This is a genomic window from Micromonospora sp. BL4 (genome assembly GCF_003667505.1).
GTDB lineage: Bacteria > Actinomycetota > Actinomycetes > Mycobacteriales > Micromonosporaceae > Micromonospora.
Map to the genome: position 1 here is coordinate 1 of NZ_RCVJ01000146.1, position 24,963 is coordinate 24,963.

The following is a 24,963-nucleotide window of genomic DNA, read 5'->3' on the forward strand; positions in this document are numbered from 1 at the left end:
GGCGCCGGCCGCGACGGCGGCGGCGGTCGTGCCGGCAAGCAGGATCAACCGATGTCTGGACGGGTGCATGAACTGCCTCCGGGGATCCGGTGGTGACCGCTGCGGTCCATCGGCCCTGCCCGGACGGCACGGTGGACGGTCCGGCACGACGGTGGCGGACAGCGATCTGATGTCGGGGGTGAACGCCCTGGAACTCACGGATCCGGCTCAAGGCGCATCGTAGGGCAAGCGCTTTCCACACCGCAACATCGACACTTGTCGCTGACTCGGTGGTCGTTGAGCACGGCCGACCCTTGCCCCCGCGGACGATGCCTGATCAACTCGTCCGGGTGAGCGCCCCCCACATGAACCCCGACGAGTTCCGCCGCGCCGGCCACGCCGTCATCGACTGGATCGCCGACTACTGGGCCACGCTGGAGCATCGTCCGGTCACTCCGGCCGACCCACCGGGCACGGTGGCGTCCGCCCTGCCAGCCACCCCGCCCACCGCCGGCGAGCCGGTCGGGGCGGTCCTCGCCGACCTGGACGCGATCGTCGTACCGGGGCTGACCCACTGGCAGCACCCGAGCTTCTTCGGCTACTTCCCGGCCAACACGTCCGGCCCGAGCCTGCTCGGCGACCTGGTCAGCTCCGGGCTCGGCGTGCAGGGCATGCTCTGGACCACCAGTCCGGCCTGCACCGAGCTGGAAACCGTGATGATGGACTGGTTGGCCGAGTTGCTGGACCTCCCGCCGCGGTTCCGCTCGACCGGCAGCGGCGGCGGGGTGATCCAGGATTCGGCCTCCTCGGCGACCCTGGTCGCCACCCTGGCCGCGCTGCACCGGGCCAGCGGCGGCCGCTGGCGCGCCGCGGGCATCGACCGGCGCTACCGCGCGTACACCTCCGTCCACGGCCACTCCTCCATCGAGAAGGCGGCGCGGATCGCCGGGCTGGGCAGCGACGGGGTCCGCCCGATCGAGGCGGACCCGGAGACCCAGGCACTACGGCCGGCCGCGCTGCGCGCCGCGATCGAGGCCGACCTGGCCGCCGGGGAGATCCCCGCCATCGTGGTCGCCACCATCGGCACCACCTCCACCACCGCCGTCGACCCGCTGCCGGAGATCGGGGCGATCTGCGCCGAGTACGGGATCTGGCTGCACGTGGACGCCGCGTACGCGGGCGCCGCCGCCGTCTGCCCGGAGCTGCGCTGGTCGCACGCCGGCCTGGAGTACGCCGACTCGTACTGCTTCGACCCACACAAGTGGCTGCTCACCGGCTTCGACTGCGACGCGTTCTGGGTGGCCGACCGCGGCGAGCTGATCGAGGCGCTGACCGTACTGCCGGAGTTCCTGCGCAACGCGGCCTCCGAATCCGGCGCGGTGATCGACTACCGGGACTGGCAGGTGCCGCTGGGCCGGCGGTTCCGTGCCCTGAAGCTGTGGTTCGTGCTGCGCTGGTACGGCGCCGAGGGACTACGCGCGCACGTCCGCTCCGGGGTGGCGCTGGCCGCCCGGTTCGCCGACCGGCTCCGCGCCGACGACCGGTTCGAGCTGGCGGCGGCGCACCCGTTCTCGCTGGTCTGCTTCCGGCTGCGCGCCGACGACGACACCAACGCCGAGCTGCTGGCCCGGGTGAACGGCACCGGGCGGGTGCACCTGACGCACACCCGGGTGGCCGGCCGGTACACGCTGCGGCTGGCGGTCGGCTCCCCGCAGACCGCCGAACGACACGTCGACGAGGCGTGGGACCTGTTGGCCGCCGCCGCCGGCGATCTGCTCACGCCCTGACGCCAGCCCAGGGTCGCCCGACCGTGCGGGCGACGCCGCCTCACCATCGGTCGCCCCGACCACCATCCGCCGCGACCACCCTGGATCGCGCCTTTGCTCTGCTTACACCGAGGCGACAGTTACCGGTGGTCACCGAGGTGCCCGGGGTTGGGCCCGTCCCGCCGGGAAATCCGCAGGTCAGTGCGGTGTCGCGTGGAGGTAAGCAGAGCAAAGGGGTGAACAGGCATCCGATGGGGACGCACCGCTGGTCACCAGAGGTAGCTGCGGCTGAGGCGGACACCGCGGGTGGCAGCGGGGTTCAGCGGACGGCGGGCGTACCCGTTGCGGTCAGTTCAGCCGGGGCGGTGCCGGCGGCCGACGGAGCGGGAGAGACCTCGACCGCGCTCGCGGCGGCCTCGCGGGCCCGGCGGGTACGGCGCAGGGCCCGCACCGCCAGCACCAGCGCGGCCAGCCAACCCGCGGCCAGCAGGGCGTAGACCGCGGGGCCGACCGGGCCGTCCAGCTCGGCGGACCGGATCAGGGTGCGGGCGTTGGTCAGCACGATCACGCCACCGACCGCCGCGCCGAGCAGTTGGGCCGGCACGATGCGCACCAGCCACGCGGCCAGCGGAGCCGCGACGAGCCCACCGATGAGCAGCGCGGCGACGGTGGGCAGCAGGAACCCCTCGCTGCCCAACCCGATCAGGAAGCCGACGCTGGCCGCGCCGGCCACGACGAACTCGGCGGTGTCCACCGAGCCGATCACCTTGCGCGGCTCCAGGCGGCCGGAGACCAGCAGCGCCGGAGTGGCCACCGGGCCCCAGCCACCCCCGCCGGTGGCGTCGACGAAGCCGGCGACCAGGCCGAGCGGGCTGAGGAAACGCCCGCGCAGCCGCCCACCGACCCGGTCGGTACGCAGCGGCCGGGCGAAGCGAACCAGCAGGTACGCGCCGAGCGTGAAGAGGATGCCGGCCATCCACGGCGCGGCCGACTCGGTGGAGATCGAGCTGAGGAGGGTGGCGCCGGCGAACGCGCCGATCGCGCCGGGCAGCGCGATGCGGGTCACCACCCGCCAGTCGACGTTGCCGAACCGCCAGTGCGCCACCCCGGCGGCGAGCGTGGTGCCGATCTCGGCCAGGTGCACCGAGGCCGACGCGGCGGCCGGGGCGACCCCGGCGACCAGCAGCAGGGTGGACGACGTCAGCCCGTACGCCATGCCGAGCGAGCCGTCGATCAGTTGCGCGGCGAGCCCGACCAGAGCGAGGACCAGCAGCTTGCGCACGAGCGCCCCCTGACTTTTCGCCATCTCCTATCGACTTGGTCGACAATGCGGCACGGGGCGGCCCGGGTCAAGTGCCCGATCGGTGGATGGGACGCCGGCGGTCAGATCCAGGCGCGCGGGTCGGCGGCCAGCTCGGTGACCCGGGCGGGCAGCGCGTTCGCCGCCACGTCGCCGACGCTGACCAGCTCCAGGATCTGCCGCTCACTGGCCCGCAGCGCGATCCAGACCTCCTGGAGCGCGTGAGCCGGACCGTGGTAGCCGAGCGTCTCCGGCCGCTGTCCGCGTACGTGCGCGAGCGGCCCGTCGATCACCCGGATCACCTCCGCGAGGGAAATCTCCTCGGCCGGGCGGGCCAGCCAGTAGCCGCCCTCCGGGCCCCGCTGGGCGTGCACGATGCCGCCCCGGCGCAGCTGGAGCAGGATGCTCTCCAGAAACTTCGGCGGGATCTCCTGCGCCCGGGCGATCTGGTCGGCCGTGACCGGCCGGCCCCGCCCGGGACCGCTGGCCGACGCGGCGAGCTCGACAGCCGCGCGGAGGGCGTAGTCGACCCGGGCGGAGAGACGCATGTCGGCAAGGTTAGCCCGCTGGTCAGCCGCCCGGTCGGGCGGCCCTCGGCCGATCGGCCACGCATCGACGAAAAGCCCGCCTGCCCGGGTCGGCGCCGGAAGGCATTTGAGGGCGCGTGAAGTGCGTCATGATCCGCCGTACGGTAGGCCCCGAAAAGCTGTTCCGAAGCGTCCTTATGCTGGGCGGGGAGTACGACTGTCGGACCGTTTGCGCGGGCTCCATCGGCACATTGATAAACACCCGGGTCCGACTCGGGGGGAAGGCACACGATGACCGATATCGCGACACGCACCTGGGATGGCATGACCATCCCGGCCGCCGGCACCTATCGTCTCGATCAGGCGCACAAGCGGATCGGTTTCCTGTCCCGGCACATGATGGTCAGCCCGGTGCGGGGTGAATTCGCCGAGGCGACCGCGCAGATCTTCGTGGCGGAGGACCCGCTGCTCTCCTCGGTGACCGCGACCATCGAGACCGCGAGCATCACCACCGGGAGCGCCGACCGGGACACGCACCTGAAGAGTGCCGACTTCCTCGACGTGGAACGTTATCCCACCCTCGAATATCGAAGCACGGGTATCAGGTGGCAGGGCAACGACGATCCCATCTTCTACTGGGCCCGACTGCGCAGAAATCGACTCGCCGGACGAGGCAGAAGTCACAATCTTCCGCCGCAGCCGGACCCGGCACCCGGACGATTCGTGCTCACCGGTGAGTTGACGGTGAAGGGGATCACCCGGGCGGTCGACCTTCAGGTGAATTTTGGTGGCGCTCGTCGCGATCCGTACGGACAGAACATCTTCGGATTCAGCGCCACGGCGGAAATCAACCGCGAGGACTACGGCCTGCTCTGGAATGTCGCGCTGGAAAGTGGCGGGGTTCTGGTCGGAAAGACCGTCCAGATCGAGATCGCCGGCGAGGGCATCCACCAGCCCTGACCCGCCCCGCGCTCGTCAGCGGTGACGGAGCGCGGCCGGACCCGTCGTCCCCGCCCGGACGCACCCTGTGCTCAGGTGCGCGCCCGGCGGGGATGACCGACAGCCTCAGGCGCCGACGCGGCGCAGCAGACCCTCCTGCACGGCGCTGGCGATCTGCCGGCCGTCGGTGGTGAACATCCGGCCGGTGGCCAGCCCGCGGGCACCGGACGCCGACGGGCTCCAGCAGTCGTAGAGGAACCACTCGTCGGCCCGGAACGGCCGGTGGAACCAGAGCGCGTGATCGAGGCTCGCGCCGACCACCCCGCCCGGCCCCCACACCTCGCCGTGCACGGAGAGCACCGAATCCAGCAGGGTGAGGTCCGAGGCGTAGGTGAGCGCGCAGGCGTGCAGCAGCGGATCGTCCGGCAGCTTGCCGTCGATGCGCATCCAGACCCGCTGGTGGGGGTCGGCGGGCCGGTCGCCGGGACGGACCCAGCCGGGCTCGCCGACGTAACGCACGTCGATCGGGCGCGGGATCTGACCCCAGATGCCCAGCCGCTCGGGGTAGCGGGACAGCCGGTCGGTCATCGTCGGCACGTCCTGCGGGGCGGGCACGTCCGGCGGGGCCGGCGCCTGGTGGTCCAGCCCCTCCTCGGCCCGCTGGAAGGACGCCGACATGAAGAAGATCGGCTTGTCGTGCTGGAGCGCGACCGCGCGGCGGACCGAGAAGGACCGGCCGTCGCGGATGTTCTCCACCTGGTACTCGATCGGCTCGACCGGGTCGCCGGGGCGGACGAAGTAGCCGTGCAGCGAGTGCACGAACCGCTCCGGGTTGACCGTGCGGCCGGCGGCGACCAGCGCCTGGCCGGCGACCTGACCGCCGTACACCCGCTGCGGGCCGACCGGCGGGCTCATCCCCCGGAAGGTCATCTCCCCGGTCGGGTCGAGGTCCAGGACCTCCAGCAGCTGGTCCACCGCGGCCTGGCCGACCGCGACCCGGCCGTCGCTCACTGCAGCGCCCGCGCCGACGCCGCGTCGACGAGCGACCCGAGCTGGTGGACGCGCAGCGTGTTGGTCGAGCCGGGGGTGCCGGGCGGGCTGCCCGCCACGATCACCACGTAGTCGCCGGGGTTGGCCCGGTTGAGGCCGAGCAGCGCCTGGTCGACCTGGCGGAACATGTCGTCGGTGTGCTCCACGAACGGCATCAGGAAGGTCTCCACGCCCCAGGTCAGGGCGAGCTGGCTGCGCACCTCGGGGACCGGGGTGAAGGCCAGCAGCGGAAGGTCGCAGTGCAGCCGGGAGAGCCGCCGGACGGTGTCACCGGTCTGCGAGAAGGCGACGAGCGCCTTGGCGTTGATGGCCCGGGCGATCGACGAGGCGGCCACGGTGAGCGCGCCGCCGTGCGTACGGGGGTCGTGCTGGAGGCGGGGCACGCCGATCGAGCCGGCCTCCGTGGTCGTCACGATCTTGGCCATGGTGCTGACGGTCAGCACCGGATACTTGCCGACGCTGGTCTCGCCGGAGAGCATCACCGCGTCCGCGCCGTCGAGCACCGCGTTGGCCACGTCGGAGGCCTCCGCCCGGGTGGGTCGCGAATTCTCGATCATGGAGTCGAGCATCTGGGTGGCCACGATGACCGGCTTGGCGTTCTCCCGGCACAGCTGCACGGCCCGCTTCTGCACCAGCGGGACCTCGTCCAGCGGCATCTCCACGCCGAGGTCGCCGCGGGCCACCATGACACCGTCGAAGGCCAGCACGATGGCCTCCAGGTGGTCCACCGCCTCCGGCTTCTCGACCTTGGCCAGCACCGGGCGGAACACGCCCTCCTCGGCCATGATGCCGTGCACGAGCTTGATGTCCTCCGCCGAGCGGACGAACGAGAGGGCGACCAGGTCGACCCCGAGCCCCAGGGAGAAGCGCAGGTCCTCGGCGTCCTTCTCCGACATGGCGGGCACGCTGACCGCCACGTTGGGCAGCGAGACGCCCTTGTTGTTGGAGACCGGCCCGCCCTCGGTGACCAGGCAGCGGATGTCGTTGCCGGTTACGTCGGTGACCTCGACGGCGACGCGGCCGTCGTCGATCAGCAGCCGGTCACCGGGCTTCACCTCCTGCGGCAGCTTGCGGTAGGTGCAGGAGACCCGCTCCCTGGTGCCGACGATGTCGTCGCCGGTGATCACGACCGAGTCGCCGGTGCGCCACTCGTGCGGCCCGTCGGCGAACCGGCCGAGCCGGATCTTGGGACCCTGAAGGTCGGCGAGGACGGCCACCGGCTTACCGGCCGCCTCGGACGCCTCCCGGACCAGGCGGTAGACCGCCTCGTGGTCAGCGTGGCTGCCGTGGCTGAAGTTGAGCCTCGCCACGTTCATGCCGGCCTCGACGAGACCCCGGATGCGCTCCGGGGACGAGGTGGCGGGACCAAGAGTGCAGACGATCTTCGCGCGGCGTGTCACGCCCATCAGGCTAGTCTCTCCTTCAGGTCGGACTCGGGGCCGACCCCTTGCAGGCAGCGGAACAATTGTCCAACGACGCGCGGTGCGCGTCGGGCCGGCGGGCGGAACCGCACCGGGAACGTTGTGGCGACGGGCAACGGCGACCGCGCGCCGGGAATCGTACGCCTCCGCCGGCGTGCACCGTCCGGGTGCTCCCGGCGGCGGCTCACCCGGAACGCTCCGACGGCGGCAGGGTGGGCACGGCGGTGAGCAGGTCACGGGGGTCGTAACGGCGCTTCGCGCGGCGCAGCCGCTCCCAGTTCGCGCCGTAGGCCAGCCGGACGCGGTCGGTCTCCCGCGGGGCGAGCAGGTTCGGGTAGCCGCCGGGCAGGGCGTGCGGGGCGAGCGCCGCCGAGGTGCGCTCGGCCCAGTCCCGGTGCGGCCCGACCAGCCCACCCGGCGCCCAGACCGCGATCACCTCGGTCAACAGGTGATCGTCGCGCAGACCGAACGCCGTGTCGGCGAGCCGCACCCGGCTGGCCGCGCCGTGGAAGTGGTGCAGGGCCAGCGCGGAGAACGGCGAGCTGACCTGCCGGGCGGCGTCGACCAGCGCGTCCACGGCGTCGCCGGTGAGCGCGGGCAGCCAGCGGGTCCGCAGCAGGTAGTGGTTGCCGTCCACCATCCCGCCGTCGAACATCCGCAGCGCGTCCGCGTACGCCAGGGGGCCGATCTGGTCGACCAGCGGGACGCCCAGCGCCCGCAGCCGGTCCACCCACGGCTGTCCGGCGTCCAGGTCGTCGCCGCTGTAGAACGGGCAGAGGAAGACCACCGGCTCGCCGGCGGGGCCGGGCAGGAAGCCGGCCATCACGGTCAGCTCGTCCGGGGCCTCGGCGAGCAGCGCGGCGTAGCCCCGCAGCACGGCCGGCGCCTCCGCCAGCGCGAACATGATCATGCCGGCGAGCACGGCGGGCAGCCGGTGCGCGCGGTAGCGCAACTCGGTGACCACGCCGAAGTTGCCGCCGCCGCCGCGCAGGGCCCAGTACAGCTCGGCGTCGTGCCGGGGGTCGGCGGTGACCCGGCGGCCGTCGGCGAGGACCACCTCGGCGCCGAGCAGGTTGTCCAGGGCCAGGCCGAACCGGCCGCAGAGCGGGCCGTACCCGCCGGCGAGGGTGAGCCCGGCCATCCCCACGTCCCGGACCACGCCGGTGGGCACCACCAGGTCGTACGGGCGGGCGGCGGCGAGCAGGTCGGCTGCGGTGGCGCCGCCGGCCACGGTCACCGTGGCCGTGTCCGGGTCGACGTGGACCGCGCGCAGGCCGGTCAGGTCGAGCACCAGTCCGCCGTCGCGCAGCGCCCGGCCGGCCCAGTCGTGCCCGCCGGAGCGGACCGAGAGCGGCAGGTGGCACCGGGCGGCGATGCGGACCGCGCCGGCCACCTCGTCGGCGTCCAGGCAGCGGGCGACCAGCGCGGGCGCGCGGTCCACGGCGGCGTTCCACAGGCGGGTCGCGGCAGCGAACGCCGGATCTCCCGGCTCGTGGAGCCGGTCACCGAGCAGGGCGCGCAGACGGGCGGTGGCGGACGCGACATCAGGGGTGGCGGCGGAGCTCACGGCGACTCCTCGACCGGGGCCGGCCGGTGGCGCCGGGTGCGCCCCGACGGCGGTCCTCGCTGGGCGCGACCGTAGCACCGGGGGGCGTCCGATCGCCGTCACCATCACGACAACCGCCGATGGACCGGCCGGTCAGCTCTCGGTCTTGGCCAGCGGAAACTCCAACGACCCGGCCGGGCAGAGGAAGGTCAGCACGTCCACCCGGTAGAGCCCGGCCTGCACCGCCGGGTCGGCCTCCAGCACGCTGCGCACGTCCTCGACGCTGCCGGTGCGGGCCAGCCCGAAGCCGATCGGCGGCTCCGGATTGCTGGTCGTCCCGTCGATCGAGCCGGCGACCAGGATGATGCCGCGCTGCTGCAACGCCTGCATGTGCTCGGTGTGCTCGGCCTGCAACCGCTGCACGGTCTCGTTGGGCAGCGCCCGTCCGGCCGGGCCGGGATAGATCACGATGCACTCGTACGTGTCGAGCGCGAAGTCGACCTGCGGCACTCCCGCCATGGGTGCTCCCTCCGCCGTCGCGCCGGAGCGGACCGGCCCGGCTGCCCGAACCGGCGTCGCCGGCACGCGCCCAGCGTCGCACGGCGACGGCGGTCGCATCGCTCGCTCCGCCCAACTGGCCCCGGTCGGGCCAGCGGTGCCAGCCGCCGCACCAGGATCGGCGTGCGGTCCGACCGGGTGCCGGCGGTCCCCCGACACGTCGGCTGACCCGGAGGCCGCGACCGGCTACCGTGGACGGTCCGGGCGAAAAGCGGGAGGTCGGGATGCGCGACGACGAACCGACGGCGGGCCCGCTGCCGTACGTCGAGGTGACCGACGAGGCGTACGCGGCGCGGGCCGCGGCGGGCTTCACGGTGCGGGAGTTCGAGTTCGCGGTGCTGCTCAGCGGACGATGCCCGCGGTGCGACCACGCGACGACCAGCACGGTGATCGACGAGCTGTACCGGCGGGAGGCCGCCCCGGCGGCCGAACCGGACCCGGGCTACCGGACGGTGCTCTGCGAGTGCGAGGCCGACCATCCTTCGCGCCCCGCCGGGCTGCGCGGCTGCGGCGCGTACTGGACGCTGCGGCTGGAGGTCGAGGCGTGATCCGGCTGCGCCCCGGGCCGCCCGCGACCGTCGCCGACCTGCACCGCGCGCAGCAGCTGGCCGGGCTGCTGCGCGGTGAGCTGGAGCGGGTCCGCGCGGCGGCGGTGGCGTGGCGCAACGGCCTCGGTGGCCTGCTGGTGGCACTGGTCGGCTTCAGCCTGATCCGGGGCCGCACCGACGTCAGCACGCTGGCGCCGCACTGGGGCGCGCTGGTCGGCGTCCTGCTGCTCGCCGCGCTGGCCGCGGGGGTGGCGGGGGCGCTGGCGCTGCTGCGCGCGGCGCACGGCAGGTTGGCGGTGACCCCGGTGGCGGCGCTCCCACCGGCCCCGCTCGGCGACCACGTGGAGGCGATGGCGGCGGTCCGGTCGCTGCGGACCGGGGTGCGGCTGGTGCTGCTCTGCACCGCACTGCTGGTCGCCGCGGTCGGGGTGACCTGGTACGCGCCGGCCGACCCCGACCCGCCCGCCGCCTCCACCACTGAGCGGTGAGCAGAAACCCTTCCTGACCGGGGCGTCAGGGGCCGAGGTGGGCGTAGCCGGCCCAGGTGTCGGGCCGGTCGGGCAGGGCGGCGCGGAGCCGGCGGACCGACCGGTGCAGGGCGCGGGCCGCCCGGTCCGGCGCGATCCCGCCGGGCACCGCCAGGCCGTCGTACAGGTCGGCGCAGAGCCGTACGGTCAGCGCGTCCGAGATGGACCAGAGCGCGCCGATGACGTGCCGGAACCCGGCGAGCTGGAATGCGGTGCCGAGGGTGAGCGCCTCGTCGGGCAGAGCCGCGCCGCCGCGCACCGTCTCGCAGGCGGACAGGACCGCCAGCGCGCCCGGCCGGCCGGCGGGCCGCCACAGGTCCCGGACGTGCAGCGGGCCGCCGGCCAGCGTGAGGCGCCCCCACGCCGGGGCGCGCAGGTCCTGCGTGCCGTGGCAGGACAGGTGGGCGACCGGCTGGTCGGGCAGCGCGGCGAGCACGGCCGCCGGGGTGGCCGCCGGGCCGAGAAGCGAGCGGACCCGTGGCAGGTGCCGTCGGACGATCTCGTCCTCCCGCGCGACACCGGGCAGGTCGGCGAGGCCGGGGGTCTGCGGCATGCCGACGACCAGCGCCGAGTCGACCGGCTCGGGTCGGGCCGGCACGCCGCGCCGGGCGTGCGCCAACGCCCGCAGCGAGGCGGTGTACGACGGCACCACCCGGTCCAGCACCCCGTCGCCGCCGTCGAGCGGGCCGGCCGCGTGCAACGGCAGCAGGGTGAGCAGCCCGGTCGGGCACCACCACAGGCGTGGCCAGTCCGCTTCGGCGGCGGGCTCCGCACCGGATGAGGCGGTCGGCGCCGGCGCGGCCACGTCGAGCACCGGTGCGGTGACGACCCGCCACAGCCAGTCCAGCGTCTGGCCGACGTCGGTCCGGGCCGCCAGCCGGCGACGCTGCGCCTGCGGCTCCGGGGCGTCCGGGTCCGCCGCCCCGGTGAGCACCGCGATCGCGGTCAGGAAGCCCGCCGTCCGGGTGACCAGCTCGGCCAGGGTCAGCTCGGGCAGCGGGACCACGGTGACCCGGCCGTCGGCGACCACCAGCGCGTCGCAGCGTCGCACGGCCACGTTGACCAGCACCACCGGGCCGTCGACAGCGGCCCGGGCCAGGGTGGCGAACGATGGCGGGCGGAGGAAGTCCGCGAACCCGGGCCGGGCGCGGATCTCCGCGAGCAGTTCCCGGCGGCGCATGGCGAGGTCGTACCGCTGCTCGGCACGGCCGCTCGGGCCGTCCGGGCCGGTGGCTTCGAGCGCGGTGAAACCGTCGAGGGCGGTCTGGAGGTCGGCGAGCCGGTCCGCCAGCCGGGGCGACTGCGCGCGCAGGGCGGCCAGGTCGGCGCCCGCGTCGTGGGCCCGGGTCAGCAGGACGCCACGACCGTACTCGAGCAGCTCGACGGCACGTTCCGGACGGTCGACGGCGATGGCGACCGCCGCCGCGGCACTGGCCAGCCCGGGGAACAGCCCGAGCAGACGGGCCTGGTCGTCGGTGTCCATGCCGTGCCAGGCCACCAGGTCGATCAGCTCGATCGCGGTGGCGTACCCGTCGAGCGCGGCCGGCAGGTCGCCGGCCGCGGCGGCGTGCTCCGCGTACCGGCTCGCCGCCGCCGATCGGAGCAGCGACGGCGCGGACTCCACCGCGGCAGCGGCGCGCAGGGCGGCGGTCGCCTCGGCGAGCGCGGCGGGGGTGGCGACCGCCTCCAGGGCGGTGGCCAGGTTGCTCAGGCACATGGTGCGGGCGGGATGCTCGGCGGGCAGCGCGTCGACCGCCGCCCGGTGGGCCACCAGCATCGCGGTGGCGTCCGCTTCGTCGCGGTGGGCCCGGTAGCGCATCAGCAGCGCGTTGCCGAGGTTGGTGTGGATCCGGTGTCGGTCCGCGCCGGCCAACGGCTCGCGGTCGCGGAGCAGTTGAAGGAGCCGGACCGCCTCGTTCAGCCCCGCCGGGTCGTCGCTCAGGCGGTGCCGCAGCAGGTGGGCCAGGGCGAGGGTGCCGAGCGTCCGCAGGTACTCGGTCGGCTCGGCCTCCCGTTCGGCCAGTTCGGCCGCCTCGCGCAGCGCGGTCACCGCGGCGTCGGCGTCCCGGGCGGCGGCGGCCGTGATGTCGTCGGCGGCCTGGCCGCCGGTGGGCAGCGCGCCGTCCACGGCCAGCTCCACCCGACGGTTCAACGCCGAGCCGTAGTTGTGCAGCGCCGGCAGCCGGTCCGGGTGCCCCGGCGGCGCGGTCTCGATCACCTGCGCCAGCACCGCGATCGCCTCGGTCAGGGTGGCCAGGTCCTGGGTCGAGGTGAACAGGGACTGCAACACCAGGCCCAGGTTCGAACGGTACGTGGGCAGCGCGGCGGCGTCGGGCGCGGCCGCGACCGCGGCCCGCAGTGCCACGGCGGCCGGCTCCAGCAGCGCCGGCTCCCCCGCCAGGTCGGACAGTTCGCGCAGGGTGTTGCCCAGGTTGTTGAGCACCTGATGGCGCAGCGGGTCGGCGCGGGGAAGCAACGACTCCGCCTCGGTCAGCGCGTCCCGGGCGGCCCGCAGCGCGTCCACCCCGCCGAGGTCGGCGTACCCCCGGCCCAGCGCGTACGCGAGTTCCGCGAGCCGGCGGGCCCGGCGGGCCGGTTCCCGGGCGTCGGCGCCCTCGCGCAGCAGCCGCACCGCCTCGGTGATGTCGTCGATCCCCCGCCGCAGCTCGTACCGGGTCACCAGCAGGCCGCCGAGGCTCCGCCGCAGCTCGTCCGGATCCGGCCCACCGTGCGCCGACCGGGATCCGGCCGCCGACCGGTACGCCTCGATCGCCGCGTCGAGGTCGGCCGGATCGCCGTCGGTCTCGTGCCGCTCGGCGAGCAGGCTCGCCAGGCCGGTCTGTGCAGTGCCGGCCAGCTCCGGTTCGAGGCCACCGAACCCGGTCAACGCCGACCGGTACGCCTCGATCGCCACGTCCCGGTCGGCGGGCGCCCGGTCGCGCAGGAACCGTTCGGCGAGCGCCGTGCCGTGCAGCGCGGCGACGCGCGGGTCGCCGGCGGCTCGGGCGGCGGCGAACGAGTCGACCGCCTCGTCGAGGTCGGACGGCCGGCCCCGCAGACGCCACCGGTCGCGCAGCCGCTGCCCGAGGTTGGCCAGCGCCATGGCGCGCACCGGGGCGCTGCCGCCGGTGGCTCGGGACGCGTCCCGGAGCAGCATGATCGATTCGTCCAGGCCGGCCGGGGCGCCGTCGACGTCGTACCGGTCGCCGAGCACGTTGCCGAGGTTGAACAGCCGGACCGCACGTTCCGGATCGCCGGCCGGGGTCGACTCCAGGCTCTCCCGGTGCGCCTCGATCGCCGACGGCAGCGCGCGCCGCCGGCCGAGGTGCTGGAACTGGTCGCGGTGCACCTTGCCGAGGGCGGACAGGTAGTGCAGCCGCTCCGGCACGCCCGCGGGCGTGCCGTCCACCGCCCGGCGCAGCAGCGTCGCAGCCTGGTCGGCACCCCGGTAGTCACGGTTGTTCTCCGCGGCGGCCATCAGCATGACGGCCTCGACGAACAGCGCGCCGGCCTCGCCCTCGGCCGGACCGGCCGTACGCCCGCCGGGAACCCGCGGTCCGGGGACCCGGCCGGAGTCCGGCGGCGGTCGGTGTGTGTGCAGCATGGCCAGCAGCGACGGCGGCACCCGTTCCGGGGCGAAGCGCAGCAGGAACTCGGTGAGCCTGACCGCCTGGACGAGGTCGTCGGCGTCCTCGCCGGACGGCAGCAGCTGGTAGCGGTACCAGTGCAGGCAGGCCAGGAGGAAGAAGCCCTCGGCGACCGGTCCCGGCAGCGGCCCGTCGGTGGGTGTGGCGGTCACGAACTCGATGACCGCCTCGGCGTCGCGGATGGCGCCGGAGTCGAGCACCGCCCGGGGGTCCGTCGTGGCGCCGAAACGGTCCAGCCGCTCCCGCAGCCGACCCACCGGGTCGGACCTGAACCGTCGCCACATCGCGCCTCCCCCGGTCGGCCGCACCGACTGGGATCAGGCGTAGCAGACCGGACACGGGACGCGCCAGCGGCAGGAGGGGAACAAACCGGATCTGTCGTGCGGCCACCGTGTCCGCGCCCACAGCAGGCGGGCCGGCGCGCCGGGGATAGGACGTCGCTGTTCGGGGGATCATCAGTTGGGTGGCGGGCTGCTCTCGTTCCCGCCACGACGACACGATTGGGGAACCGCGTATGGCGACCGACGTCAGCAAGCAACCCGCGAAGGCTTCCGGCAGCTACCGGATCGGCGGCGACCTCGCCGTCGACCGTCTCGGCTACGGGGCGATGCAGCTCACCGGGCCGGGCGTCTGGGGTGACCCGAAGGACCCCGCCGAGGCGGTCCGGGTGCTGCGCCGGGCGGTCGAGCTGGGCGTGACGTTCATCGACACCGCCGACTCGTACGGCCCGTTCGTCTCCGAGCTGCTGATCCGCGAGGCTCTGCACCCGTACGCCGACGACCTGGTCATCGCGACGAAGGGTGGCTTCACCCGGGCCGGGCCGGGCGACTGGCGCGTGGTGGGCCGCCCGGAGTACCTGCGCCAGCAGTGTGAGCTGAGCCTGCGTCACCTCGGCCTGGACACGATTCCGCTCTACCAGCTGCACCGGATCGACCCGCAGGTGCCGCTCGCCGATCAGCTGGGCGAGCTGGCGCTGTTGCAGCAGGAGGGCAAGATCCGGCACATCGGCCTGTCCGAGGTGACGGTCGCGCAGATCGAGGAGTCCCGCGCGATCACCTCGATCGTCTCCGTGCAGAACCTGTACAACCTCGCCAACCGCAGCGCCGAGGACGTGCTGGAGTACTGCGAGCGCAACGACCTCGCGTTCATTCCGTGGTTCCCGATCGCCACCGGTGAGCTGGCGCGCCCCGGCGGGCCGCTGGACACGATCGCCGCCGCGCACAGCGCGTCGCCGGCGCAGCTCGCGCTGGCCTGGCTGCTGCGCCGGTCGCCGGTGATGCTGCCGATCCCCGGCACGTCCTCGGTGGCGCACCTGGAGGAGAACGTGGCCGCCGCGGAGGTGCAGCTCACCGACGACGAGTTCGAGGCGCTGGCCAAGGCGACCTGAGCGGCCTCGACCGCGCCCGGCGCGGGTGGTCCGGGCCCGGACCACCCGCGCGGGCCGTTCAGAGGGCGAGGCAGTTGGGTCGCACCGGGCCGTCGACGAGGGCGCCCCGCACGATGGTGTACGCGGTGCCGTCGAGCACCAGTCCGAGGTGCCCGACCACCCGCACGGGGCAGTACGCCTGGATCAGCACGTTGGTCGCACCGTCGTTGACGGCGGCGTTCCCGGTCGGCCGGACCAGCTCGTCCTGGAGGGTGCGGATGGTGGTGTAGCGCACCGAACCCGGGGTGTCGTCGCCGGCGTTGAGGTCGGCGAGGAAGGCGGAGCCGATGGTCATCTGCTGGCAGGCCACGATGCCGGCGCAGCTGCCGAGGCCGAGGAACGCCAGGATGTTCGCCACGTAGGTGCCGTACTGCGGCGAGCCCAGGCTGACGTACCGGCCGACGGTGGCGGTGCCACCGAGCCGCTTGAGGTAGTAGCGGGCGACGAGGCCACCCTCGGAGTGGGCGACCACGTCCACGGTCGCCGCGCCGGTGCTGGCGCGTACCTGGTTGACGTAGCCGGCGAACGCGCGGGCGGAGGCGGGGATGTCCCCGAGGCCCAGGCCGGGCAGTTGGTAGATGAAGGTCCGGTAGCCGTCGCCACGGAGCCGGGCGGCGATCGGCTCGTACGCGACGGCGATGCCGCTGAGCCCGCCGACCACGATGACCGGGTTGGCGGCCGCGGCGGCCACTTGTACGGGGGCGGCCACGGGCGCGGCGGGGGCGGCGGTCGCCGTGGCGGTGGACGCGAGCACGGCGGCGGTGGCGAGGGACAGGACGAGGACGGTCTTTCGGAGCAGCATGGCTGCACCTCCCGGGGGGAGGCACCCGGCGAACCGGGCAGGTGGGTGGGGGTGTCCGGTCGACCGTGCGACGATGATGCGCGCAACAATTTGGAAACGTCAATGACTTGTTACGCGCCGGTAACCCGTTGTTCCGACGGAGGCGCAAACCGGCATATCGCCATCGCTCCACATCGGACGCTCCCCCCGGCCGCGCGCACCCCGCGCCGCGACGGCGGATGGCATGCTGTGGCCGTGGCCGCTGACGAACCCACCGAGCGCCGGCTCCGGGTGATGCCGTGGTGGCTGGTCCTGGTCGGCCTGCTGGTCGCCGCAGCCCTCGGCTGGCTCGTACTGGACCTGCTGCTCACCGAGGCCGACCGGGCCAGCCAGCCGGACACCCGCGCCACGCTGCGCATCGACGCGATCCGCACCGGCCTGACCGTGGTCGCCGGCACCGGCGGCGGGTTGGCGCTCCTGCTGGCCGCCCGCCGGCAGTGGATCGCCGAACGCGCGCAGCGGCACCAGGAGAGCGTCGCCGCCCTGGACCAGGCGCACCGCGACAGGGTGCAGGCGCACGCCGAGTCGGTGGCCGAGGCCGCGCAACGGCACCAGGACCGGCAGTCCGGGGCAGCCGAGCACGACGCGGCCGAGCGTCGGCTGACCGAGCTCTACACCCGGGCGGTCGAGCTGCTCGGCAACGACAGCGCGGCGGTACGCCTCGGCGGGCTGCACGCGCTGGAGCGTCTCGGTCAGGACAATCCGGCGCAGCGCCCGACGATCGTGGCGGTGCTCTGCGCGTACCTGCGGATGCCGGCGCCGGACGACGAGCCGCGCGAGACGGAGGTCCGGCGCAGCGCGCAGCGGGTCCTGACCCGGCACCTGCGCGCGGACGACGCGGGCCACTGGCCGGGCGTCGTGCTGGACCTGACCGGCGCCGCGCTCGTCGACTTCGACGCCACCGGCTGCACGCTGGTCGACGCGGACTTCACGCGTGCGGTGTTTACCGGCACGACCAGCTTCGCGGGCGCGAGCGCGCGAGGGCCGCTGCTGTTCGGGGCGGCGGTCTTCGGTGACGTGGTCTTCGACGACCTCAGCGCCGACGGGGAGGTCGTGCTGGACGGCGCCCGGTTCGGCGGGTCGGCCAGCTTCGAGGGTGCCGCGTTCGACGGCCTGTCCTGCCGGCGGTCCAGCTTCGCCGGCCCCACCTCATTTCGTCGGGCGACCTTCGGCCAGCCGACCAGCTTCGACGCGACCCGGTTCGAGGACGCCGCCTCGTTCCGGGAGGCCGAGTTCCTCGGCGCCCTGTCGATGGAGCACACCGAGTTCGGCGGGTCGGCCAGCTTCCGCTCGGTTCGTTTCACGAACATGGCGCTGTTCCGCTGGACGACGTTCGGCGCGGAGGCGCTGTTCGACGGCGCCCGCTTCACCGACGCCGCGAACTTCGGTCGGGCCCGATTCCACAGCATGGCCAGCTTCCGCGACGTCCAGTTCAGCCGGCCACCGCAGGTCGAGCAGGCGCGGGCGGTGGTCGACCTTGGTCACCGCTGGCCGGCGGGCACGGTCGTCAAGCAGCTCGACGACCAGTGGCTGCTGCTCGTCGACGGTTGAGCGGTCAGCGGGCGGCGGCCGGCGGGCGCAGCCCGTCCAGGGCGACGCCGAGCACCCGGTCACGCTGCTCGGGCGCCGGGAACTGGGCCATCGTGAGCCCACTGATCAATCGCACGACGTCGTCGAAGCCGATGTCGTCGCGGACCTCGCCGGCCGCCTGGGCGCGGTTCATCAGCGGCTCCCCGGCGGCGTAGATCTCCGTCCGGCAGCTCCGGAAGATCTCGGAGTCGTGCAGCAACTCCTCGGCGAGCGCCCGCTTGGTGGCGACGTACGCGACGAAGCGGTGCAGCCAGGCGACGAGGGCGTCCCACGGGGGCAGCTCGGCCAGGTCCGCGGCGGACCGGCTCAGGGCCCGCACCTCCTCGACGTAGACGGCCTCGAAGAGGTGCCGGCGGCTCGGGAAGTTGCGGTAGAGCGTGCCGATGCCCACCCCGGCTCGCCGGGCCACATCCTCCAGGGAGGCGGCGGCGCCGTGCTCGGCGAACGCGTCGCGGGCGGCGGCGATGAGGGCGTCGTAGTTGCGCCGCGCGTCGGCCCGCTTCGGCCGCCGGGCGAACACCTCGGGCGCCTGCCCCGCGCTGCTCATGACGTGCGTCACCTCACCCTGGTTGCATCCGGAGGCACCCCTCCGCTAGCTTAGTGGAGGCACCCCTCCGGAATCCCGGAGGCCTGCCTCCGGTTAGCTTACCTCGGGACCGCCCGATCCGCCTGGCCACCCGATCGCCCGGTCCCGACAGCCAACCCGCCTCCACACGGCGGGTCACAAACCTCCTTCCGACCGCAATCAGGGAGTTTTCTCTCGTGGCAGTGACATCCCGACGCAGCTCGCGTCGGCTCACCTTCACCGTGCTCGCGGCCGGCGCCGGGTTCTTCGCGATGCTCCAGTCGCTGATCACCCCGGTGCTGCCGACCATCCAGCAGGACCTGCACACCTCGCAGAACACCGTGACCTGGGTTCTGACCGCCTACCTGCTCTCCGCGTCGATCTTCACGCCGATCCTCGGCCGCGTCGGGGACATGGTCGGCAAGGAGCGGACGCTGGTCGTCTCGCTCGCCGCACTCGCCCTCGGCTGCCTGCTGGCGGCCATCGCGCCGAACATCGGCGTCCTCATCATCGCCCGCGTCGTGCAGGGCATCGGCGGCGCCGTCTTCCCGCTGTCGTTCGGCATCATCCGCGACGAGTTCCCCGCCGCGCGGGTCTCCGGCGCCGTCGCCGCCATCTCGGCGATCGTCGCCGTCGGCGGTGGCCTCGGTGTCGTGCTGGCCGGCCCGATCGTCAGCACGCTGGACTACCGGTGGCTGTTCTGGATCCCGATGGTCGTGGTCGGGCTGACCGCCGTCGCCGCGTACCTCTTCGTGCCCGAGTCGCCCGTGCGTACCCCCGGACGGATCGACTGGCGTGCCACCCTGTTGCTCTCCGGCTGGCTGGTCGCGCTGCTGCTGCCGATCAGCCAGGGCGCGGCCTGGGGCTGGACCTCTCCCCGGGTGCTCGGCCTGCTGGCGCTCGCCGTGGTGCTGCTCGTCGGCTGGCTGGTCGCCGAGGTGCGCTCGTCCAACCCGCTGATCGACATGCGGATGATGCGCCTGCCCGGCGTCTGGACCACCAACCTGGTCGCCCTGCTCTACGGCGCGTCGATGTTCTCCGTGTACGCGTTCCTCCCGCAGTTCGTGCAGACCCCCACCGTCGCCGGCTACGGCTTCGGCGCCAGCATCAGCCAGGCGGGCCTGCTCATGCTGCCGATGCTGGTCGCGATGTTCGTGGCGGGCCTGATCGCCGGCCGGCTCCAGTCCGTCTTCAGCGCCAAGGCGCAGCTCGCCACCGGCGCCGCGTTCAACGTGGCCGCCTCCGCGATGCTGGCCGCCGCGCACGACACCCGCTGGGAGGTCGCGCTCGCCGGCGGCCTGGTCGGCCTCGGCATCGGCCTGGCCTTCGCCTCGATGGCGAACCTCATCGTGGGCAGCGTGCCGGCCAGCCAGACCGGCGTGGCCACCGGCATGAACGCCAACATCCGCACCATCGGCGGCGCGATCGGCGCCGCCGTGGTCAGCGGCGTGATCACCGCCCACCCGCAGGCCAACGGCCTGCCCCGGGAAGCGGGCTTCACGACCGGGTTTCTCGTCCTCACCGCGATCGCCCTGGCGGCCGCGCTCGCGGCCCTGGCCGTCCCGTCCGCCCGGCGGGCGTCGGCCGGTCGCCGGCCGTCCACCGCGACGATCGTCGAGTCGGAGCTAGCCGGCGAGTTCGCCACCCTGCCGTCGACCCGCTGAGGTCCGTGTCGCAGCCCGGGCGGTTCGCCGCCCGGGCTGCGGCCTGTTCGGGAGTACGCTGGCCGCTCCCCCGTCCACCGTCCGTCGTCTTCAGGATGCGCCCATGTCCGAATTGCTGACCGCCGACCGCATCGACGAGCTCGGCGCCCTGGGCGCCAAGAGCCCGGACCCGGCCGCGCTCGTCGCCGAGCTTGTCGGCGCCGTCGACGAGGGGCGGGTCGCCGATCCCGACGACACCGGCTACGCGCTGCTGGTCGCCGCGGACATCCTGGTGCAGGCGGGCGACCTGGCCGACGCCCTCACGCTGACCACCCGCGCCATCGCCGAGCAGCCGGAGGACGACCCGTACGCCCGATCGAAGCGCGGCGGGCTGCTGCTGCGCCTCGGCCGCGAGGACGAGGGCCTGGCCGAGCTGACCGTCCTGCGCCCGCTGCTGGAGACCGATCCCGACGCCACGTACCTGATCGACGACCTGGCGGACGCCGGCCGCACCGACACGGCGCTGGAGTGGCTCACCGCGGCGCTCGACGCGATCCTGGAACGGACCCGGACCCAGCAGCACGAGTCCGAGGACGCGCAGGACGAGGCCGCCGCCATGACCTACGGGCTGGCCCAGCGGCGGCACGACCTCCGCGAGGACATGGGCCTGCCGCACGACGACTACGACAACCTCGCCGACCGGCTCCGCGCGGCGAGCGACCACGCGCTCGACGCGCTGGACGACGGCCCGGCGACGCTGCTGTTCTGGCCGCGGGCGGAGTTCGAGGCGCTGCTGGCGCGCTGGCCCGCGCTGGCCGACGACTTCCCCGCGACCTGGGACGAGCACCGCGCCCAGATCGAAGGCGCGCTGGCCAACGCCGCCTCGCTGGGCGGCGCGGACCTGGGCGTGGTCGCCGGCACCGTCGCCGGTCTGGCGGCCTTCGCCGGCGATGACCCCATCGACGAGGAAACCCTCGACGAGTACGCCGACAGCCTCGACGAGGCCGGCGTGACCGCCTGGCCGCCCGGGCGCAACGACGCCTGCTGGTGCGGCTCGGGTAGCAAGTACAAGAAGTGCTGCCTGCCGCGCTCGCGCAGCTGAGCAGGTTTTCCGGGGCCACCCGGTGGAGGGCCGCGCGGCTAGGCTCGTCGCGTGACGGCAGCGGAGCAGCACGAGACCATCGAGGACAGTCCGGTCGGTTGGGTCGCCACCCACATCCGGCGCTACGTGGAGAGCGACGGCGCCGAGGGCGGGACGTACCACGGCTACCCCGCCCTGCTGCTCACCACGCGGGGCCGCCGGTCGGGCAAGCTGCGGCGCACGGCGCTGATCTACGGCCGCGACGGCGACACCTACCTGCTGGTGGCGTCCAACGGCGGCGCGGTCAAGCACCCCGCCTGGTACCTGAACCTGAGCGCCGACCCGGCCGTGGAGGTCCAGGTCGGTGCGGAGCGGTTCGCCGCACGGGCCCGGACGGCGACCGCCGAGGAACGGGCCCGGCTGTGGCCGGTCATGACGGCGGTCTTCCCGACGTACGCCCGCTACCAGAAGGGCACCGACCGCGAGATCCCCGTGGTCGTCATCGAACGCCCTCCGGGCGCACCGGCTTCCGCAGCGGACTGAGCTCTGCCGGCTTCACCGAGGGCGGTGGTGACCGCCAGAGCCGATCTGCTCCGCGGGCTTGACCTTGACGCTACGTCAACCCTCCATGCTGACCGGCATGAGCATCCCGCCACCAACCGATCAGGTCGCGCACCCCGCGATACACGTGCACGGCCTGGAGAAGTCGTTCAAGAACTTGAAGGTGCTGCGCGGCGTGGACATCGACGTGGCGCGCGGCAGCATCTTCGCCCTGCTCGGCTCCAACGGAGCGGGCAAGACCACCGTCGTGAAGATCCTGTCCACGCTGCTCAGGGCCGACACCGGGACCGCCCGGGTCAACGGCTTCGATGTCGCGACACAGGCCGCCGACGTCCGCGAGTCCATCAGTCTCACCGGGCAGTTCGCGGCGGTCGACGAGATCCTCAGCGGGCGGGAGAACCTCGTCCTGGTCGCCAGGCTGCGACACCTCCGGAACCCGGGCACGATCGCGGACGACCTCCTGAGGCGTTTCTCGCTGACCGACGCGGCCAGCCGGAGGGTGGCGACGTACTCCGGTGGCATGCGCCGCCGTCTGGACATCGCGATGAGCCTCATCGGGAACCCGCCGGTCGTCTTCCTCGACGAGCCGACCACCGGGCTGGACCCGGAGGCGCGCATCGAGGTGTGGCAGGCCGTCAAGGAACTCGCCGAGGGCGGCACGACGGTGCTGCTCACGACCCAGTACCTCGACGAGGCCGAGCAGCTCGCCGACCGGATCGCGATCCTCCACGAGGGCCGGATCATCGTGAACGGCACCCTCCACGAGCTCCGGCAGCTCCTCCCACCCGCCGAGGTCGAGTACGTCGAGAAGCAGCCAACCCTTGAGGACGTCTTCCTCACCCTCGTCGGCGCCCGAACGGACAAGGAACAACGATGACCAAGCACTTCCTCGGCGACACCGCCGTCCTCCTGGGCCGTTCGCTGCGCCACATCTCCCGCAGCCCGGACACCATCATCACCACCGCGATCATGCCGATCGCGTTCATGCTGCTCTTCGTCTACGTCTTCGGCGGCGCGATCCAGACCGGGTCCGACTCGTACGTGAACTACCTGCTGCCCGGCATCCTGGTCATCACGATCGCCTCGGGCATCTCCTACACCGCCTTCCGGCTCTTCCTGGACATGCAGGGCGGCATCTTCGAACGGTTCCAGTCCATGCCGATCGCACGATCCTCCGTGCTGTGGGCGCACGTCCTCACCTCGCTGGTCGCCAACCTGACCTCGCTCGTGGTCGTCGTCCTCGTCGCCCTCCTGATGGGCTTCCGCACCGGGGCGGGCCTGCTGGGGTGGCTCGCGGTCGCCGGCATTCTGGTCCTGTTCACCCTGGCGCTGACCTGGATCGCCGTGGTCCCCGGACTCACCGCGAAGTCCGTGGACGGCGCGAGCGCGTTCTCCTACCCGCTCATCTTCCTGCCGTTCATCAGCTCGGCCTTCGTACCCACCGAAACCATGCCCGGCCCGGTACGCGCCTTCGCCGAGCACCAGCCGGTGACCTCCATCGTCAACGCGCTTCGAGACCTGTTCACCCAGCAGCCGGTGGACAGCGACATCTGGACCGCCCTCGCCTGGTGCGGCGGCATCCTCGTCGTCGCCTACGTGTTCGCCGACATCACCTACCGTCGCCGGATCTCCTGAGCCGGCGTCGACCGGATCCGGGCGGGTGGGGGCAGGATCAGAGCATGCTGACGATCGGTCAACTGGCGGCGTATGCCGGCGTCACGGTGCGGGCGGTGCGGCACTATCACCAGATCGGGCTACTTCCCGAACCGGAGCGGGACGCTTCGGGTTACCGGCGGTACGGCGCAGCGGCCGTCGTGTCCCTCATCAGGATCCGCACCCTCGCCAACGCCGGCGTGCCGCTGTCCCAGATCGGTCGACTGCTCGACGCCGACGCCGCGACCTTCGCCGAAGCGGTTCGGAAAATCGACCGCGACCTGCGCGAGGAGATCGAACGGCTGGAGACCAGCCGCGAGCAGATCGCGCAGCTCACTGCCGGCGACAGTCTGGCACTCCCACCGGAGGTGGTCTCCTATCTCGACCGGCTTCGGGAGATCGGAACGTCCGAGCGGGTCGTGGAGGGTGAACGGGACGGCTGGATCCTGGTCGCGGCCGGCTGGCCCGACCGCATCCACGAGTTCATGCCCGGGAAGATCGCACAGCTCGACGACCCGCGGGTCGTCCGGCTCTATCGGGTGCTGTCCGACATCTTCGACAGTGACGTACGCGACGACCCGCGCCTGGAGGAAGCCGCCGACCTCATGGCCTGTCTGGCCGAGCAGGCATACGCCTACGGCGCGATCAACCTCGGCGAGGAGGCCTACGACGATCTACCGCACGACCTGCTGGATGCGCTCGCCCTTGAGGCCGACCCGCGGTTGGTGCGGTTGCAGGACCTGATGCGCGAGCGTGGCTGGGCGGGCTGGAACCGGATGGAGCGCCTGCCGGAGTCGCCCGCCTAATCCGCCGCTTCGCCAGCTCTCGGCGGGGTTGCGCTGCCACCACCCGTGGTCAGTTTCCCAGCGCGCGGACCTTGGCGATCGTCTCCTGAACGTGCTGCTTCGCCGGGTCGCCACCCTGCGACGCCTGCGCGAGGGCCTGACGGTACGCATCGATCATGCCGATCAGCGGGCCGGCGGCCACGCCCTCCAACGCACCGGCGACGAGCGCCCGCGCCTCGGCCGCGTCCTGCGCCGCCGCTGCGGTCTTGGCCTTCGCCTCGTCCAGCTTCTGCGACGCCGCCGCCAGCCTCGCGATGATCTGTGCCGCGCTCACGAGCGCCTCCCCCATTGCTCGACCATCACGTCCGCCACCGCACCGGCGGAGACCACAAGGGAGAGTACGAGATCCCCGCACCCAGCGCGACCGCCCACTCGCTCGGCAGGCTCAAGATCGACACGACATCGCCGATATCGCGGTATCCCGCCGGCCCGAACACCCCGATATCAGCGATACCGAGTGGATCATGCCCGAGACGGCCTGGCCTGAGGCCAATTCGCCGCAGCAACCGGCCACTTCCCCCGGAGGCAGCTGGGCGGGCCGGCAGGGCTCAGCGCAGGCCGCGGACCAGCAGCAGGTAGCCGCAGTAGGCGACCGGGACCAGCAGGAAGCAGATCAGGAACCCGAGCGGCAGGTAGCGCGGCGGGGTGCCGGCCACCATGGCGGGCCGACCCCACCGGCCGAGCACCAGGTACCCGCCGAAGAACGCCAGCGCGGGCAGCCCGGCGCAGATCCACGCGCCGAGGGTGAACCCGTCGACCAGGCCGACCCCGGAGGCGAGCACCAGGGCCAGCATGAGCACTCCGGCGGCTGCCCCGCACCCGGCGTAGACGGCGACCGCGCGGGCCAGCGGCGACCAGGTGGGCAGCAGCGCCGGCCGCTGGGCCAGCAGCTCCGCCTGGTGTCCGTGCCGGTCGGCCTCGTCGGCCATCCGCCGGGCCAGCTCCAGCTC

General features: G+C 73.4%; 24 protein-coding genes. 13 read left to right on the forward strand and 11 right to left on the reverse strand.

From position 1 onward, the window contains the following. Positions 1–223 (forward strand): hypothetical protein (locus EAD89_RS31080; protein ID WP_233578811.1); only part of this gene is annotated, 223 nt, incomplete at its 5' end. Positions 224–329: 106 nt separating this feature from the next. Then, entirely contained in the window at positions 330–1,766 is a 1,437-nt protein-coding gene (locus EAD89_RS18605) for a pyridoxal-dependent decarboxylase (RefSeq protein WP_233578813.1), read from the forward strand. 298 nt (positions 1,767–2,064) lie between these two features. Here EAD89_RS18605 and EAD89_RS18610 read toward each other — a convergent pair whose 3' ends face one another. Continuing rightward, on the reverse strand, positions 2,065–3,027 hold the full coding sequence (locus EAD89_RS18610) for a sulfite exporter TauE/SafE family protein (RefSeq protein ID WP_121676629.1): 963 nt from the start codon (positions 3,025–3,027) through the stop codon (positions 2,065–2,067). 101 nt (positions 3,028–3,128) lie between these two features. Beyond that, entirely contained in the window at positions 3,129–3,593 is a 465-nt protein-coding gene (locus tag EAD89_RS18615) for an Rrf2 family transcriptional regulator (RefSeq protein WP_121655269.1), read from the reverse strand. Positions 3,594–3,863: 270 nt separating this feature from the next. On the opposite strand from EAD89_RS18615, the gene EAD89_RS18620 reads away from it, so the two are divergent. Beyond that, complete coding sequence (locus tag EAD89_RS18620; protein WP_121676630.1) at positions 3,864–4,532, forward strand: YceI family protein; 669 nt, start codon at positions 3,864–3,866, stop codon at positions 4,530–4,532. 105 nt (positions 4,533–4,637) lie between these two features. Here EAD89_RS18620 and EAD89_RS18625 read toward each other — a convergent pair whose 3' ends face one another. The 4 genes from EAD89_RS18625 to EAD89_RS18640 all read right to left on the reverse strand — a co-directional run bounded on the left by EAD89_RS18625 (position 4,638) and on the right by EAD89_RS18640 (position 9,047). Next, positions 4,638–5,522, reverse strand: coding sequence for an acyl-CoA thioesterase II (locus EAD89_RS18625; RefSeq protein ID WP_121676631.1), 885 nt, complete (start codon positions 5,520–5,522; stop codon positions 4,638–4,640). Further along, on the reverse strand, positions 5,519–6,967 hold the full coding sequence (gene pyk / locus EAD89_RS18630; RefSeq protein ID WP_121655266.1) for a pyruvate kinase: 1,449 nt from the start codon (positions 6,965–6,967) through the stop codon (positions 5,519–5,521). Before pyk ends, EAD89_RS18625 begins: the two co-directional genes overlap by 4 nt. Positions 6,968–7,166: 199 nt before the next feature. Beyond that, positions 7,167–8,549 carry an FAD-binding oxidoreductase gene (locus EAD89_RS18635; protein WP_158610756.1) on the reverse strand — a complete coding sequence of 461 codons (1,383 nt, stop codon included), beginning with the start codon at positions 8,547–8,549 and terminating at the stop codon, positions 7,167–7,169. A gap of 132 nt (positions 8,550–8,681) precedes the next feature. Continuing rightward, a complete protein-coding gene (locus EAD89_RS18640; protein WP_121676633.1) occupies positions 8,682–9,047 on the reverse strand; it encodes a YciI family protein in 366 nt (121 codons plus the stop codon). 263 nt (positions 9,048–9,310) lie between these two features. Here EAD89_RS18640 and EAD89_RS18645 point away from each other — a divergent pair, with 263 nt between their 5' ends. Further along, positions 9,311–9,634 carry a hypothetical protein gene (locus EAD89_RS18645; RefSeq protein ID WP_121676634.1) on the forward strand — a complete coding sequence of 108 codons (324 nt, stop codon included), beginning with the start codon at positions 9,311–9,313 and terminating at the stop codon, positions 9,632–9,634. Beyond that, positions 9,631–10,122, forward strand: a complete 492-nt coding sequence (locus EAD89_RS18650; protein ID WP_121676635.1) for a hypothetical protein — start codon at positions 9,631–9,633, stop codon at positions 10,120–10,122. The genes EAD89_RS18645 and EAD89_RS18650 overlap by 4 nt, the downstream gene beginning before the upstream one ends. Positions 10,123–10,147: 25 nt before the next feature. Here the strand turns inward: EAD89_RS18650 and EAD89_RS18655 are convergent, their stop codons facing one another. Further along, the gene (locus tag EAD89_RS18655; protein WP_121676636.1) at positions 10,148–14,092 is read right to left on the reverse strand and encodes a CHAT domain-containing protein; all 3,945 of its coding nucleotides are present in this window, start codon (positions 14,090–14,092) and stop codon (positions 10,148–10,150) included. Positions 14,093–14,322: 230 nt separating this feature from the next. Here EAD89_RS18655 and EAD89_RS18660 point away from each other — a divergent pair, with 230 nt between their 5' ends. Beyond that, entirely contained in the window at positions 14,323–15,195 is an 873-nt protein-coding gene (locus EAD89_RS18660) for an aldo/keto reductase (RefSeq protein WP_121652141.1), read from the forward strand. 58 nt (positions 15,196–15,253) lie between these two features. On the opposite strand, the gene EAD89_RS18665 is transcribed toward EAD89_RS18660, so the two are convergent. Next, positions 15,254–16,036 carry an alpha/beta fold hydrolase gene (locus EAD89_RS18665; protein ID WP_121676637.1) on the reverse strand — a complete coding sequence of 261 codons (783 nt, stop codon included), beginning with the start codon at positions 16,034–16,036 and terminating at the stop codon, positions 15,254–15,256. Positions 16,037–16,270: 234 nt separating this feature from the next. Between EAD89_RS18665 and EAD89_RS18670 the strand changes: the two genes are divergently transcribed. Then, positions 16,271–17,626, forward strand: a complete 1,356-nt coding sequence (locus EAD89_RS18670; protein WP_147458832.1) for a pentapeptide repeat-containing protein — start codon at positions 16,271–16,273, stop codon at positions 17,624–17,626. 4 nt (positions 17,627–17,630) lie between these two features. Here EAD89_RS18670 and EAD89_RS18675 read toward each other — a convergent pair whose 3' ends face one another. Then, positions 17,631–18,212 carry a TetR/AcrR family transcriptional regulator gene (locus EAD89_RS18675; RefSeq protein ID WP_199733554.1) on the reverse strand — a complete coding sequence of 194 codons (582 nt, stop codon included), beginning with the start codon at positions 18,210–18,212 and terminating at the stop codon, positions 17,631–17,633. Positions 18,213–18,427: 215 nt separating this feature from the next. Here EAD89_RS18675 and EAD89_RS18680 point away from each other — a divergent pair, with 215 nt between their 5' ends. From EAD89_RS18680 to EAD89_RS18705, 6 genes are all read left to right on the forward strand, one after another. Further along, the gene (locus EAD89_RS18680; RefSeq protein WP_121676640.1) at positions 18,428–19,894 is read left to right on the forward strand and encodes an MFS transporter; all 1,467 of its coding nucleotides are present in this window, start codon (positions 18,428–18,430) and stop codon (positions 19,892–19,894) included. Between the two features lie 103 nt (positions 19,895–19,997). Next, positions 19,998–20,975, forward strand: a complete 978-nt coding sequence (locus tag EAD89_RS18685) for an SEC-C domain-containing protein (RefSeq protein ID WP_121676641.1) — start codon at positions 19,998–20,000, stop codon at positions 20,973–20,975. A 51-nt stretch (positions 20,976–21,026) separates the two neighbouring features. Beyond that, complete coding sequence (locus EAD89_RS18690) at positions 21,027–21,497, forward strand: nitroreductase family deazaflavin-dependent oxidoreductase (protein ID WP_121676642.1); 471 nt, start codon at positions 21,027–21,029, stop codon at positions 21,495–21,497. A gap of 97 nt (positions 21,498–21,594) precedes the next feature. After that, positions 21,595–22,392 carry an ABC transporter ATP-binding protein gene (locus tag EAD89_RS18695; RefSeq protein ID WP_233578815.1) on the forward strand — a complete coding sequence of 266 codons (798 nt, stop codon included), beginning with the start codon at positions 21,595–21,597 and terminating at the stop codon, positions 22,390–22,392. Continuing rightward, positions 22,389–23,150 (forward strand): ABC transporter permease, encoded by a 762-nt coding sequence (locus EAD89_RS18700; protein ID WP_121676644.1) that lies wholly within the window; start codon positions 22,389–22,391, stop codon positions 23,148–23,150. Before EAD89_RS18695 ends, EAD89_RS18700 begins: the two co-directional genes overlap by 4 nt. Before the next feature lie 44 nt (positions 23,151–23,194). After that, positions 23,195–23,974 (forward strand): MerR family transcriptional regulator, encoded by a 780-nt coding sequence (locus EAD89_RS18705; RefSeq protein WP_121676645.1) that lies wholly within the window; start codon positions 23,195–23,197, stop codon positions 23,972–23,974. 49 nt (positions 23,975–24,023) lie between these two features. Here the strand turns inward: EAD89_RS18705 and EAD89_RS18710 are convergent, their stop codons facing one another. Together EAD89_RS18710 and EAD89_RS18715 are read right to left on the reverse strand one after the other, a co-directional pair. Then, on the reverse strand, positions 24,024–24,287 hold the full coding sequence (locus EAD89_RS18710) for a DUF6244 family protein (RefSeq protein ID WP_121657199.1): 264 nt from the start codon (positions 24,285–24,287) through the stop codon (positions 24,024–24,026). Between the two features lie 274 nt (positions 24,288–24,561). After that, positions 24,562–24,963 (reverse strand): hypothetical protein (locus EAD89_RS18715; protein WP_121676646.1); only part of this gene is annotated, 402 nt, incomplete at its 5' end.